This window comes from Streptomyces sp. CA-146814, from assembly GCF_050942385.1.
Lineage (GTDB): Bacteria > Actinomycetota > Actinomycetes > Streptomycetales > Streptomycetaceae > Streptomyces.
Genome location: NZ_CP192068.1, coordinates 94,868 through 108,208, shown reverse-complemented (window position 1 = coordinate 108,208; position 13,341 = coordinate 94,868). Strand labels below are relative to the sequence as shown.

The window sequence follows — 13,341 nt, the reverse complement described above, 5'->3', positions numbered from 1 at the left end:
CGTCAGTGCTGCGGCGGGACCGGGACCAGCCGGTACGCGTCGCCCGCGCGCCGCACGTATCCGGCGGTGGGCGGCGGGAAGTGGGTGCCGAGCAGCAGGGCCGGGGTGTCGGCGAGGGAGTCGAGCAGGCGGTGCCGGGTCCTGGCGGCGAGGTCGGGTGCGAGGTCCGCGCAGCTGCAGATGTCCGGATGGGCCAGCTGGACCGGGTGGTGGATGCTGTCGCCGGTGATGAGCGCCTTCTCGCCCCGGCTGCTCAGCTCCACCGCCACCTGTCCCGGCGTATGGCCGGGCGTCGGCAGCAGGCGTACGCCCGGAGCGATGTCCGTACCCTCCTCCGCGACGTCGACGAGGTCCAGGAGCCCCGCCTCCCGGACCGGGTGCACGGAGTCCCGGAACATCTGCCGCCGCGGCTCGTCCATCTCGGTGCCGGCCCAGTGGTCCCACTCGGTACGGTCGGTGAGATAGCGCGCGTTGGGGAACATCGGCACCCAGTCGTCGCCCTCGGCCCGCGTGTTCCACCCCACGTGGTCGGTGTGCAGATGGGTCAGGACGACGAGGTCGACGCTCTCCGGGGCGAAGCCCGCCGCCCGCAGCCGCTCCTCGTAATCGCTCTGCAGCTCGTGCCAGGCGGGATTGGCCCGCTGCTTGCCGTTGCCGATGCCCGTGTCCACCAGGATCCGTACGCCGTCCACCTCGACGGCGAAGCTGTGGCTCGCCAGGCGGAGGACGCTCTCCTCGTCGGCGAAGTCGGGCCGCAGCCAGGGCGTTCGAGTTACGACATCGGCCGTCGCTCCGGGCAGCAGCCACGGTCCGGTCTCCGGCGGCAACGCCGACTCGTCGATGCGGCGGACGGTGTGGTCGCCCACGGACCACGAGGGGACGGTGTGCGCGGCGGACGGGTTTGTTCGGAGTGGCCTGGTCACAGGAGGTTCTTCCTTCCCGAGCTAAAAGCAACGCGTTTGCTTTAGTCGACCGTAGGGCTTGCGGCCAGTTAAAGCAAACACTTCGCTTTTAGGTGCATCGAGCGTTACGGTGGAGCGCATGAGCCCCAAGCCGATGGCCCGCCCCGGCGGGCGCAGCGCACGTGTGCAGGAGGCCGTCCACAGCGCCGTCCGTGAGCTCGTCGGCGAAGTCGGCCGGGACGCGCTCACCGTCCCCGTGGTGGCTGCCCGGGCCGGCGTCACGCCGTCCACCGTCTACCGCCGCTGGGGCGATCTCCAGGAGCTGCTCTCCGATGTCGCGGTCGAACGGCTGCGCCCGGAGGCCGACCCCGCCGATCTCGGCAGCCTCCGGGCCGACCTCGACGCGTGGGCCGAGCAGTTCGCCGACGAGATGGCCTCCCCCTCGGGGCGCGCCTACGTCAGGGACGCGCTCCTCGGTGCCCCGGACGGCTCCAACGCCGGCCGCTGCTCCGGGTACGCCGCGGAGCAGATCGACACCATGCTGACCCGGGCCGCGCACCGCGGTGAACCGGTGCCCGATACGGAGCTGGTCATCGACCGAGTCGTGGCACCGGTCATGTACCGCATCCTCTTCCGCCCCGGCCCGCCGGACGCCGCGTACGCGCGCGAACTGGTGGCGAACGCTCTCGGCGGGCGCTGAACCTCCCGCCGGCTCAGCTCCCCATCTGCCGCGACTGGGCTCCCCACCTGCCGGCTCAGCTCTCCACCGCGGCCGCCGCCACCGCCTTCGCCCAGCGGTAGTCCGCCTTGCCGCTCGGCGAGCGCTGGATCCGGTCGGCGAGGACCAGCGCGCGCGGGATCTTGTAGCCGGCGAGCCGGGTCCGGCAGTGGCTCTGCACCGCCTCCAGGCCCAACGCAGGAGCGCCCTCGCGCAGTTCGAGGACAGCGGCGACCCTGCTGCCCCAGCGCGCGTCGGGAACACCCGCCACCAGCGCGTCGTACACGTCCGGATGGGCCTTCAGCGCCTGCTCGACCTCCTCCGGATAGACCTTCTCACCACCGGTGTTGATGCACTGCGAGCCCCGGCCGAGCACGGTGACGATGCCGTCCGCGTCGACGGTCGCCATGTCGCCGAGCAGCACCCACCGCTCGTCGCCCTTGCGGAAGAAGGTGTCGGCGGTCTTGGCCGGGTCGTTGTAGTAGCCGAGCGGCACATGGCCGCGCTGCGCGATCCGGCCCACCTCGCCCGGTGCCACCGGCTCGTACGTCGCCGGATCGACCACCGCCGTACGGGAGTTGACCTGGACCCGGAAGCCGCGCTCAGGGCCGGAGTCGGCGGTGGCCGTCCCGTTGAAGCCGGACTCGGAGGAGCCGAAGTTGTTGAGCAGCATCACGGTCGGCACGAGCGCCTGGAACTCCGCCCGCACCGAGTCCGACATGATCGCACCGGAGCTGGAGACGGAGAACAGCGACGAGCAGTCCGTCCCGCGCAGCGGCCCGTCGAGGGCGTCGATCAGCGGCCGCAGCATCGCGTCACCCACCAGCGACACACTGGTGACCTTCTCCTTCTCGATCGTCCGCAGCACCTCTTCGGGGGCGAACTTCCGGTGCACGATCACCCGTTGGCCGAAGTTGAACCCGATGAACGCGGTCAGCGTCGAGGTGCCGTGCATCAGCGGGGGAGTGGGGAAGAAGCTGATGCCGTCGCCGCCCGCCGCCACCCGCTCCGCCAGCTCCTGCGGGCTCTTCACCGGCTCACCGGTCGGCGCACCGCCACCGAGTCCGGAGAAGAACAGGTCCTCCTGACGCCACATCACCCCCTTCGGCATGCCCGTCGTGCCGCCGGTGTAGATGATGAACTGGTCGTCGGCGGAACGTGGTTCGAAGCCGCGCGAGGGGGAGCCGGACGCTTCGGCCTCGGTGAAGGGGACCGCCTCCAGGCCCGGGGGCGCGGCTGCGGACCCCACCCGGACCAGATGGCGCAGGGCCGGAGCCTGCCCGGAGGCCGCCGCCACCCGCTCGTCGAACTCGCCGTCGAAGACCAGCGCCGCCAGGTCCGCGTCCCGGTAGAGGTAGACCAGCTCCTCCTCCACGTACCGGTAGTTGACGTTCACCGGCACCAGCCGCGCCTTCAACGCTCCCAGCACCGCCTGGAGATACTCGATGCCGTTGTAGAGGTGCAGCCCCAGGTGCTCGCCCGGGCGGAGGCCCGCGTCGATGAGGTGGTGGGCGATCCGGTTGGCGGCGGCGTCGAGTTCGGCGTACGTGAGGCGCCGCTCGGCACCCGTACCGGGATGGTCCACGTACAGGAGCGCCTCGCGGTCGGGGACCACGTCGACGATCGACTCGAACAGGTCGGCAAGGTTGTACTCCACCGTTCCTCCTGACCCCGGATGACTGGCGACTCGGCCGTCATTAGAGCGCCGGTCGGCACAAGTGGGAAGGGGCTGCGTCGAAAGAATCTGACTGACTGTCAGAAAACTATTGAACTGCGACCCCGCCTACTGCAACCTGTTCCAGGTCTGCAGACGGGAGTTCGTCATGGGCGGTACGGAACACGTCGGTACGGAAGGCCTCGGTACGGAACACCTCACCGTGGAGCGCCGGGGCGCCACCATGGTGCTCACCTTGAACAGGCCGCGGGCCAGGAACGCGTTGTCGCTGCCGATGCTCGTCGGCCTGTACGACGGATGGCTCGCGGCCGACGCCGACGACGAGGTGCGCTCGGTCGTCCTGACCGGTGCGGGCGGCGCGTTCTGTTCCGGCATGGACCTCAAGGCGCTGGCGGGCGACGGGATGGAAGGCCAGGAGTACCGGGAGCGGATGGCCGCCGACCCGGACCTGCACTGGAAGGCGATGCTGCGCCACCACCGGCCGCGCAAGCCGGTGATCGCCGCCGTGGAGGGGCCGTGTGTCGCCGGCGGCACCGAGATCCTCCAGGGAACGGACATCCGAATCGCCGGTGCGGGCGCCACCTTCGGCCTCTTCGAGGTCCGGCGCGGCCTCTTCCCGATCGGCGGCTCCACCGTCCGGCTGCCGCGCCAGATCCCGCGTACCCACGCCCTGGAAATGCTCCTCACCGGCCGCCCGTACACCGCCGATGAGGCTTCCGCCATCGGGCTCGTCGGCCGCGTCGTCCCCGACGGCACCGCGCTGGACGAGGCCCTCGCCGTCGCCGAGCGGGTCAACGCCTGCGGGCCGCTCGCCGTGGAGGCGGTGAAGGCCTCGGTCTACGAGGGCGCCGAGCTGACCGAGAGCGAGGCGCTGGCCGCCGAACTCAAGCGCGGCTGGCCCGTGTTCGCGACCGAGGACGCCAAGGAGGGCGCCCGCGCCTTCGCCGAGAAGCGCCCGCCCGTCTACCGCCGCGCCTGAACCCTGAGTCCTTGGAGAGAGCCATGACCGAGATCCTCAGCGCCCCGCTGGTGGTCGAATTCCCCTTCACCCGCTCCCTCGGCCCCGTCCAGAGCGCCTTCCTCACCGGACTGCGCGAGCGCACCGTCCTCGGTGTCCGTACGGACGACGGCACGGTGCTCGTCCCGCCCGTCGAGTACGACCCCGTCACCGCGAACGAACTCCGCGAGCTGGTGGAGGTCGCCGCCACCGGCACCGTCACCACCTGGGCCTGGAACCCGTCGCCGCGCCGCGCCCAGCCGCTGGAGACCCCGTTCGCCTGGGTGCTCGTCCGCCTCGACGGCGCGGGCACCGCGCTCCTGCACGCGCTGGACGCGCCCGGACCCGACGCCGTACACACCGGGATGCGCGTCCGGATCCGCTGGGCCGCCACACGCACCGGCGCCATCTCCGACATCGCCTGCTTCGAGCCGTACGACGGTGACCCCGGCCCGACCGAACCTCCCTTGCACGAGGGGGAGTTCACCGACCCGATCACCGGTATCACCGTCCCGGCCCGCCTCGACTACACCCACACCCCCGGCCGCGCCCAGAGCGCCTACCTCAAGGCCCTGGAGGGCCACCGCACCGTCGGCGAACGCTGCCCCGCCTGCCGCAAGGTCTACGTACCGCCGCGCGGAGCCTGCCCCACCTGCGGCATCGCCACCGCCGAACAGGTGGAGGTCGGCCCGCGCGGCACCGTCACCACCTTCTGCATCGTCAACATCAAAGCGAAGAATCTGGACATCGAAGTTCCCTACGTCTACGCCCACATCGCCCTCGACGGCGCCGACCTCGCCCTCCACGGCCGCATCGCCGGCATCCCGTACGACCAGGTCCGCATGGGCCTGCGCGTCGAGCCCGTCTGGACCGAGGGCGCCCGCCACCCCGACCACTACCGGCCCACCGGGGAGCCCGACGCCGACTACGACACGTACAAGGAGCTGGTGTAGATGCGAGACGTGGCGATCGTCGCCTTCGCCCAGAGCCCGCACCGGCGGCGTACGGACGAACTCTCCGAGGTCGACCTGCTGATGCCCGTCCTCCACGAGGTCCTGGAGGCGACGGGCCTGAGGGCCAACGAGATCGGGTTCACCTGCTCCGGCTCCGCCGACTACCTCGCCGGGCGGGCCTTCTCCTTCACCATGGCGCTCGACGGCGTCGGCGCGCACCCGCCGATCTCCGAGTCGCACGTCGAGATGGACGGGGCCTGGGCGCTGTACGAGGCCTGGGTGAAGATCATGACCGGCGAGGCGGACACCGCGCTGGTCTACTCGTACGGCAAGTCCTCGCCCGGCCAGGTCCGCGACGTCCTGACCCGCCAGCTCGACCCGTACTACCTCGCGCCGCTCTGGCCGGACTGCGTGGCGCTCGCCGCTCTCCAGGCGCAGGCGCTCATCGACGCGGGCCACACCGATGAGGCGGCCCTCGCCTCCATAGCCGCCCGCAGCCGCGCCGACGCCACCACCAACCCGTACGCCCAGCTCACCGGCGACGTCCCCGCGGGCGATCACCTCGTACACCCGCTGCGCACCGGGGACTGCCCGCCCATCGGCGACGGCGCCGCCGCCGTGGTCCTCGCCGCCGGGGACACCGCCCGCTCCCTGTGCGCGCGGCCCGCCTGGATCCGGGGCATCGACCACCGCATCGAGGCCCACAGCCTCGGCGTCCGCGACCTGACCGACTCACCCTCCACCCGGCTCGCCGCCCAGCACGCCGGAGCCTTCGAACGCCCCGTGGACACCGCCGAGTTGCACGCCCCGTTCACCTCGCAGGAGGTCGTCCTGCGCAAGGCCCTCGAACTCGGCGACGACACCCGCGTCAACCCGTCCGGAGGCGCACTCGCCGCCAACCCGATCATGGCCGCGGGCCTCATCCGGCTCGGCGAGGCCGCCGCCCGCATCCACCGCGGCGCGTCCGACCGGGCCCTCGCCCACGCCACCTCCGGGCCCTGCCTGCAACAGAACCTGGTCGCCGTCCTGGAAGGGGAGAGCGCTCATGGCTAAGGAGCCCGTCGCCGTCGTCGGCATCGGCCAGACCAAGCACGTCGCGGCCCGGCACGACGTCTCGATCGCCGGACTGGTCCGCGAGGCGGCCGTCCGGGCCCTGGAGGACGCCGGACTGACCTGGAGCGACATCGACGCCGTCGTCATCGGCAAGGCGCCCGACTTCTTCGAAGGCGTCATGATGCCGGAGCTGTATCTCGCCGACGCGCTCGGAGCCGTCGGCAAGCCGATGCTCCGCGTCCACACGGCGGGCTCGGTCGGCGGCTCGACCGCGCTCGTCGCCGCCAACCTGGTCGCCGCCCGTGTCCACCGGACCGTCCTGACCCTCGCCTTCGAGAAGCAGTCCGAGTCCAACGCCATGTGGGGCCTCTCCCTGCCGGTCCCCTTCCAGCAGCCGCTGCTGGCCGGGGCCGGCGGCTTCTTCGCGCCGCACGTGCGCGCGTACATGCGCCGGACGGGAGCACCGGACACGGTCGGCTCCCTCGTCGCGTACAAGGACCGCCGCAACGCGCTCAAGAACCCGTACGCGCACCTCCACGACACGGACATCACGCTGGAGAAGGTCCAGGGGTCGCCCATGCTCTGGGACCCGATCCGCTACTCCGAGACCTGCCCCTCCTCCGACGGGGCCTGCGCGATGGTCCTCACCGACCGCGCCGGCGCCGCCCGCGCGCCCCACCCGCCCGCCTGGGTGCACGGCGGCGCGATGCGCAGCGAACCGACGCTCTTCGCCGGCAAGGACTTCGTCTCACCACAGGCCGGGAAGGACTGCGCCGCCGACGTCTACCGGCAGGCCCGGATCACCGACCCGCGCCGGGAGATCGACGCCGCCGAGATCTACGTCCCGTTCTCCTGGTACGAGCCGATGTGGCTGGAGAACCTGGGCTTCGCCGACGAGGGCGAGGGCTGGAAGCTCACCGAGGCGGGCGTCACCGAACTCGACGGCGACCTCCCGGTCAACCCGTCGGGCGGAGTGCTGTCGACCAACCCCATCGGTGCGTCCGGCATGATCCGCTTCGCCGAGGCTGCCCTCCAGGTACGGGGACGGGCCGGCGAGCACCAGATCGACGGGGCCGCCCGGGCGGTCGGCCATGCCTACGGCGGCGGGGCGCAGTTCTTCGCCATGTGGCTCGTCGGATCGCAGCCTCCGCCGGGGTGACGGCCCCGGGGCCCGCCGGGCGAGGTCTGGCACGCATGCCGGGCCGGTGCGCGGGTCTCACGGCAGCGGGCAGCTGACCTGCATCACCCGTTCGGTCAGCCGGCCCGTGAGGCGGCTGTCGGTGACGGCGGCTTCCTCCAGCCAGTCCGCCACGGTCAACTGCTCGACCAAGGGCTCCAGTTCACCGGGTTCGACGGCACACCAGGAGGTGAGGACCGCCAGGTCGACGCCTTCGCCGTCCTGGCCCAGCCGGCCGTCGTTCGTGGTCCGGACCGCCAGGGCCAGGGCCAGGAGCCGGGTGGCGGCGCCGGTCTTCTTCTTGCGGAGCTTCTTGTCCCCGACGACCCGCTGGGCCCATCCGCTGAGCTTGGGGCGCGTCTTCCGGCCGAAGTCGAACGGACCCTGCCCGTCCTCGCCGGGCATCAGCGACGGGATGGTGATCGGGGTCGGGCTCTCCGGACGGGAGTCGAGCAGGTCGTCGGCGGTGCCGGGGATGGAGAGCCAGCCGGAGTCCACGAGCCGGCCGATCAGCTCCTCGGGCTCGGTCAGGGGCCAGCCCTTGACGTCCTGCCCCACCAGGTTGCCGGTGCCGGTGAGCGCCGAGCGCAGGGTCAGCATCAGCGCCATCAGACGGGCCTCCGGGCCGGGCAGCGGGGTGTGCTCGGCGACGTGGGCGAGGACCGTCCGCGCGTGCTCCCACTGCGTGAGCCCGGGTAGCAGGCGGTTGGTTACCTCTCCCTCGCCGACCGGGCTCTGCCCCGTGCGCTGCTGGTGCTGGAGGAGAGCGGCGGCGGCTGCCTGCTCGGCGCGCCGGGCCTCCAGCCGCAGCTCGGTCTCGCCGGTGACCTCTGCCCAGGTGATGAACGCCTTCGCCTTACGGGCGTGGAGCTCGGCGAGCTGCTCCAGGTCGGGTTCGGGGCGCTCCTGGTAGGCCCGGAAGAGGTCGCCCAGCTCGATCAGCTCGTCGCGCAGGGCGATCGGGTGCAGGTCGTACGGGACGAAGCGCTGCGCGATCTTCCCGGTCCTGCGGTTGCGCCGGGGCTTCGCGCGGGGCGTGCGCGGAGCGGGCACCGACTCGGGCACGGGGGGCTCGGACGAGGCGGCGTGGGAGAACTGCGGGCCGGCCGGGACGGGCGGACGGCCCGCCGCCGCGCGTGCTCCCGCCGCGGGCGCCGGCGGAGCGGCGGCCGGAGCGGTGGCGACGATCTTGGCCGAGGGGTGGGCGGCCGCGCAGCGGGCGCAGCACTCCAGCGCCCGCCACCAGCGGCCCTGCCGGTCGTTGATGACGGCCAGGACCATCGGGCCTCCGCACCGCGAGGCCGGCACACGGTCGCGGGGGCCGTCGTCCCGGACGTGCGTGTGGCACTCCTCGGCCCGGCAGGCGCAGTACGCCCCGGGCCGGGGCCCCGACGCGGCGCGCAGATGCGACGCGAGGTGCGCGACGGCCGTCGTCCGGCCGACGGCGGCGGAGGGCAGGACCTGGGGGGCGCAGGCCGGACGGTCGCACGAGACGCGTACCGCGGCGCCTCCCCGGTCGGCCGGGTCCAGACGCACCATCCACGCGCGTCCCACCACCCGCTCTTCCAGCCCGCTCACTGTGCCCTCCACCGTCATCCTGTCCTCTCCTCCGGCGTATCGCCGTACCCGTCCTGCTGCCTGCCGCCGCCCCTGTGCGCGCCGCTGCCGCGACGGGCGGCGCACGGCGGTGATCCAACGGTATGCGGCACATGGCCTCGCCGCGGGCGAACTTGCGCCTATTCCACGCGGAAGAGTCTCGTACGCACCACGGAGGAGTCTCGTACGCACCCGGAGGAGCCTCGTACGCACCATGGAGGAGCCTCGGCCTCGCCATGGAAGCGCCTCGGCGAAGGGCCGTGTTCCGCTTCGGGCCCGGCTCCGCGGGGTGAGCCGGGCCACGTACCATGGCTGCATGTCCTTCCTCCGCCGCCGTAGCGCCGCAACACCCGCGGGCCCGGACTTCGACGTCCTGGCCATGGACCCGGGGGACTGGCCCGGCAACCTCGGCGCCGGTCTGCTCCCCGCGCCCGACGGCAGCTGTCAGGGCGTCTTCCTCCGTTACGACCTGTACGGCGGCCGCGGCCCGGCCATGATCATCGGTAATCTCCCGGCCGGCTCGCCCGCCCGCGAGACCGAGGACGGCCAGGTTCCCTTCGAGGTCGCGCAGCTGCTGCTGGCCCTGGAGAACGACGAGCCGATCGAGGTCGTCAGCAGCGAGGACGTCCCCGTGATGCAGGGCGACAACCTGCTGATCGTCCGCCGGGTCAAGCTCTCGGAGAGCCGGATCGCCTGCGTCCAGTTCGACCGCAGCGACGGGGTGCTCGTCACCATCGCCAGCTGGGACCGGCCCATCACCGACGATCTGTACACCCTTCTCAAGCCCCTCCCCGCAGAGCTGTTCCAGCAGGGCTGAAACGTCACTGCATAGGCCTCCCGCATATGCGGGAGGGCTATTTTCATGGTCGCTCCCGGCCCGTCACGACAACCTCGCCACGGGCCGGGAGCGACTCGCGTCTAGGCCCTGCTGCCCGCCGGCTCGGTGAACAGCCGCGTCACCTGCGCCGCCGACGTGCCGAGCCCCGTGGGGCCGCTGAGGTGCCAGGGGGCGCCGTGGCCGCGCCGCAGGTCCTCCTCGCGGTACCGGCGGCAACCCCGGTGCCAGATCAGGATGCCCGCGATCCAGTGCTTGAGCTCCAGCACATAGCCGGCCAGCACCTCCCGGGCCTCGGCGTCCAGGTCGAAGTCGTCGTACAGCACCGGCAGTTCGACCTCCGCCACGTGCAGGAACTGCCGTAGCCGCGACTTCATCAGGTCGTGCACGATCGCCACACCCGTCGGGTAGTCGACCCCGAAGAAGTTCTGCACGACCAGGACGCCGTTGTGCACCTCACCCTCGTACTCGATCTCCTTCTGGTACGAGAACAGGTCGTTCAGCAGGCACGCGTAGTCGGCGGCGGCGTTCTCCAGCGACTGCATCGGGCCGCTCCGGTAGATCGCCTTCGGCACCTTCCTGCCGTGGGCGAGCCGGCACAGGCTCATCGTCAGGTTCGAGCCGAAGGTGTCCCGCCGCATCTCGACGTAGTCGACCGGATCGGGGATGCGGTTCTGCGCCTGATTGGCCAGCTCCCACAGCCAGCTCTCGGTCATCGACTCGATCGCGTCCCGGAACGTGCGCCGCGCGTCCAGGTCCATCGGCGCCGCGGTCCTGCGCCACAGATCGCCGAGCGACCGCTCCAGCGCGTTCACCGGCTCCGGGGTGCCTTCACCGTCCAGCGGCATGAAGAGCGAGAGCCGCTCGTTGGCCGCCCGGGCCCCGGCCAGGTCCCTGGCCCGGCCGTGCACCACCGGGAACCAGTCGTCCCCGTACGTCCCCCAGGCCAGCCATGCCGAGGAGATGTCCAGCTCCTCCGGTGAGGCGTCCGGATGGATGCCCGCCGCACACAGCGGGAGGTCGATCGCGATGATCCGCTCCTCGTCCCAGATGTGCGAACCCGGAACGCCCGGCTGCGCCTCCAGGATGCCCATCCGCCGCGCCCAGTCGACGAGCCGGACCCGGGCGCCTTCCAGATGCGGGCTCAGTGTCGTCCCGAACGGCAGCTCCAGGTCGGGGACGATCGAGGGGCCCACGTGCTGGAACGGCAGATGGCTGTGGCTGCGCGCCCGCGCCGTCTCCGAACGCGGCGTGAACGTGATCGAGGCGGCTGACATGCCGAATCCCGGCACCGCCTCGCCGGCCCCGCCACCGTTCATGTACCGACTGGAGCGCATGTGCCATTCATGGCCGCCGGACTGCCAGTCCTGGAGCCCTTTGACGTACGCGAGGACGGACGCGGTCTGCGCCGGGTCGAGGCCTTTCTCGGCGCAGAGCGGGCCCAGCTCGGTGAGGGCGGTGTTCTCGAACTGCTGGAGCCGTGAGGTCAACAGGTCGTTGACGGCATCGGCGGCCTCCTGCGTGGAGCAGCCGAGGAACTTCTCCAGGACGAGGACCCCGTTGCTGTTCTCGCCCTCCTCCTCGACCTCGCGCTGGTACGAGAAGAGGTCGTTGCGCAGGTGCACCCCGTCGGAGAAGGCGTCGCGCAGGACGCGCAGCGGGCGTGCGCCGGCCACTTCGGCGGGCACCTCGGCGTCGGCCGCGTACTCCACCAGACCGGCCGACCAGGGGGCGCCGCCGACCTTGCGGCGCATCTCGATGTACTCGACGGGGTTGGCGATGCGGCCCTCGTTGATGTTGGAGAGCTCCCACATCGACTCGTTGAGGAGGTTCTCCGTCGACTCCGCGAACCGGGTCCGCCAGGCGTCCGACATCGCGGGGACCGTACGCGTCCACAGATCGGCGAGGCCCGCCTCGACGGGGTTCTCCGGCTCGGGGGTCGCGGCCCCGCGCTCCATCGGCATGAAGGCGGGCAGCCGGTCCAGATACCGCTTGGCACCCTCACGGTCGGGGGTGCGCTTGAACAGCTCCAGGAAGTGGTCGTCGAAGAAGAAGACCCACACGTACCAGTCGGTGACCAGGGACAGCGCCTCGGCCGAGCAGTCGGGGTGGGTGTAGGCGCAGAGCAGGGCGTAGTCGTGCGCCTCCAGGTCCTTCTCCTCCCAGACGCCGGATCCCTCCAGCATCCCCATGGAGCGCGCCCACTGACGCGTGTGCGTCCGTGCCGCCTCCACATGAGGGTTGAGCCGTGCCGGATACGGAACATAGAAGTCCGGCAGTGAGAAGGGCTGTGCCATGTGCGTCAGGCCTTTCCAGAAGCCTCCGCGCGGTGAGCGCGCGGACCAGTGGTGTCCGCGCCAGCTCTACCCTTCGGCCAACCGGGGCACGCACCAGGGCGATTAGTCGGATGATCGCGGTCTGGTCTGTGCCCGTTCGGCGGCGGTCCGCCCGGCGGGCGGAGTGGACTCGGCGCACGAGTTCTCGGCGCACGAGTTCTCAGTACGCGGAGTCGACGTTGTCGATCGAGCCGTACTTGTCCGCGGCGTAGTTGGCGGCGGCGGTGATGTTGGCGACCGGGTCGGTGAGCTTCTTCTCGGTGCCGTTGACGTGGTAGGCGTCGAAGGTCGGCTGGATCACCTGGAGCAGGCCCTTGGAGGGAATGCCGTTCTGCGCGTTGATGTCCCAGTCGTTGACGGCGTTCGGGTTGCCGCTGGACTCGCGCATGATGTTGCGGTGCAGCCCCTCGTAGGAGCCGGGGATGTTCTTCTTCTTCATGATGTCGAGCGACTCGCGGATCCAGCCGTCGAGGTTGTTCTTGTACTGCTTGGGAGCGGCGACGGCCTTGCGCTCGGTGGAGCGGTTGGCGGCCTGCTTCTCGGAGCGCGCCTTCTCGGCGGCCTTCTTCGCCTCGGCCTTGCGGTCGGCCACGGCCTTCTCCGCAGCCGCCTTGCGCTCGGCGACGGCCTTGCGGTCCGCGGCCGCCTTCTTCGCAGCGGCGTCGGCGGCTGCCTTCTTCGCGGCGGTCTCCTGGGCGGCCTTCTTGGCCGCGGCTTCCTTCGCCGTGGAGACACCGGCGACCTTCTCCGCGGCGATGGAGGTCTTGGCCGCGGCGGGCTGTGCGTCGCTCTGCCCGCCGGTCGCGGCGATGGCCGTGACGGAACCGGCCGCGACGAGCACGGCGGTGGCGAGCTTGTGGGAGCGGGTGATGCGGATGGTGCGGGGCATGCGTGAGCTCTTCCTGTTGGGGACGGGATCTGCGGCCTGTGGCCGCGTGAGCAGAGACCGAGGGGGATTCGGCTGCCGACCGCCGGTGGGCGCTCGTCGCAGGCTCGGTCTCGGTGCTTGCCGGAATCCATGGTTAACGGCCACCGGAACAGGACGCAATGACCCTGTTTACTACGTGCGGTAGGAGGTGGCGGGGAATACCCGCTTCAG

The 13,341-nt window shown here is 71.4% G+C and carries 11 protein-coding genes; 6 read left to right on the top strand and 5 right to left on the bottom strand.

The genetic code is table 11. The annotated features are described in order from the left end of the window. Positions 1-2: 2 nt before the first annotated feature. The gene (locus tag ACQP09_RS00515) at positions 3-866 is read right to left on the bottom strand and encodes an MBL fold metallo-hydrolase (RefSeq protein WP_433395016.1); all 864 of its coding nucleotides are present in this window, start codon (positions 864-866) and stop codon (positions 3-5) included. 175 nt (positions 867-1,041) lie between these two features. On the opposite strand from ACQP09_RS00515, the gene ACQP09_RS00510 reads away from it, so the two are divergent. After that, positions 1,042-1,602 (top strand): TetR/AcrR family transcriptional regulator, encoded by a 561-nt coding sequence (locus ACQP09_RS00510; RefSeq protein ID WP_433395014.1) that lies wholly within the window; start codon positions 1,042-1,044, stop codon positions 1,600-1,602. Positions 1,603-1,657: 55 nt separating this feature from the next. Here the strand turns inward: ACQP09_RS00510 and ACQP09_RS00505 are convergent, their stop codons facing one another. Next, positions 1,658-3,277, bottom strand: coding sequence for an acyl-CoA synthetase (locus ACQP09_RS00505; RefSeq protein WP_433395012.1), 1,620 nt, complete (start codon positions 3,275-3,277; stop codon positions 1,658-1,660). A gap of 166 nt (positions 3,278-3,443) precedes the next feature. On the opposite strand from ACQP09_RS00505, the gene ACQP09_RS00500 reads away from it, so the two are divergent. Genes ACQP09_RS00500 through ACQP09_RS00485 form a run of 4 tightly spaced genes read left to right on the top strand, consistent with a single transcriptional unit; the run spans position 3,444 to position 7,457 of the window. Then, positions 3,444-4,274 (top strand): crotonase/enoyl-CoA hydratase family protein, encoded by an 831-nt coding sequence (locus tag ACQP09_RS00500; protein ID WP_433395010.1) that lies wholly within the window; start codon positions 3,444-3,446, stop codon positions 4,272-4,274. A 23-nt stretch (positions 4,275-4,297) separates the two neighbouring features. After that, the gene (locus tag ACQP09_RS00495; protein WP_433395008.1) at positions 4,298-5,245 is read left to right on the top strand and encodes a Zn-ribbon domain-containing OB-fold protein; all 948 of its coding nucleotides are present in this window, start codon (positions 4,298-4,300) and stop codon (positions 5,243-5,245) included. Continuing rightward, entirely contained in the window at positions 5,246-6,298 is a 1,053-nt protein-coding gene (locus tag ACQP09_RS00490; protein WP_433395007.1) for a thiolase domain-containing protein, read from the top strand. Beyond that, entirely contained in the window at positions 6,291-7,457 is a 1,167-nt protein-coding gene (locus ACQP09_RS00485) for a thiolase domain-containing protein (protein ID WP_433395005.1), read from the top strand. Before ACQP09_RS00490 ends, ACQP09_RS00485 begins: the two co-directional genes overlap by 8 nt. 57 nt (positions 7,458-7,514) lie before the next feature. Here ACQP09_RS00485 and ACQP09_RS00480 read toward each other — a convergent pair whose 3' ends face one another. Continuing rightward, entirely contained in the window at positions 7,515-9,071 is a 1,557-nt protein-coding gene (locus ACQP09_RS00480) for a hypothetical protein (RefSeq protein WP_433395003.1), read from the bottom strand. 316 nt (positions 9,072-9,387) lie between these two features. Here ACQP09_RS00480 and ACQP09_RS00475 point away from each other — a divergent pair, with 316 nt between their 5' ends. Then, on the top strand, positions 9,388-9,888 hold the full coding sequence (locus tag ACQP09_RS00475; protein ID WP_026242033.1) for a hypothetical protein: 501 nt from the start codon (positions 9,388-9,390) through the stop codon (positions 9,886-9,888). A gap of 101 nt (positions 9,889-9,989) precedes the next feature. On the opposite strand, the gene ACQP09_RS00470 is transcribed toward ACQP09_RS00475, so the two are convergent. Together ACQP09_RS00470 and ACQP09_RS00465 are read right to left on the bottom strand one after the other, a co-directional pair. Continuing rightward, complete coding sequence (locus ACQP09_RS00470) at positions 9,990-12,203, bottom strand: terpene synthase family protein (protein ID WP_433395000.1); 2,214 nt, start codon at positions 12,201-12,203, stop codon at positions 9,990-9,992. Positions 12,204-12,402: 199 nt separating this feature from the next. Beyond that, positions 12,403-13,131, bottom strand: a complete 729-nt coding sequence (locus ACQP09_RS00465; RefSeq protein WP_433394999.1) for a transglycosylase SLT domain-containing protein — start codon at positions 13,129-13,131, stop codon at positions 12,403-12,405. Between the last annotated feature and the right edge of the window lie 210 nt (positions 13,132-13,341).

Bases quoted from the DNA above. Each gene is read 5' to 3' on its own strand.
- ACQP09_RS00510 (WP_433395014.1), top strand. From the start codon at position 1,042: ATGAGCCCCAAGCCGATGGCCCGCCCCGGCGGGCGCAGCGCACGTGTG.
- ACQP09_RS00500 (WP_433395010.1), top strand. From the start codon at position 3,444: ATGGGCGGTACGGAACACGTCGGTACGGAAGGCCTCGGTACGGAACAC.
- ACQP09_RS00495 (WP_433395008.1), top strand. From the start codon at position 4,298: ATGACCGAGATCCTCAGCGCCCCGCTGGTGGTCGAATTCCCCTTCACC.
- ACQP09_RS00490 (WP_433395007.1), top strand. From the start codon at position 5,246: ATGCGAGACGTGGCGATCGTCGCCTTCGCCCAGAGCCCGCACCGGCGG.
- ACQP09_RS00485 (WP_433395005.1), top strand. From the start codon at position 6,291: ATGGCTAAGGAGCCCGTCGCCGTCGTCGGCATCGGCCAGACCAAGCAC.
- ACQP09_RS00480 (WP_433395003.1), bottom strand. From the start codon at position 9,071: ATGACGGTGGAGGGCACAGTGAGCGGGCTGGAAGAGCGGGTGGTGGGA.
- ACQP09_RS00475 (WP_026242033.1), top strand. From the start codon at position 9,388: ATGTCCTTCCTCCGCCGCCGTAGCGCCGCAACACCCGCGGGCCCGGAC.
- ACQP09_RS00470 (WP_433395000.1), bottom strand. From the start codon at position 12,203: ATGGCACAGCCCTTCTCACTGCCGGACTTCTATGTTCCGTATCCGGCA.
- ACQP09_RS00465 (WP_433394999.1), bottom strand. From the start codon at position 13,131: ATGCCCCGCACCATCCGCATCACCCGCTCCCACAAGCTCGCCACCGCC.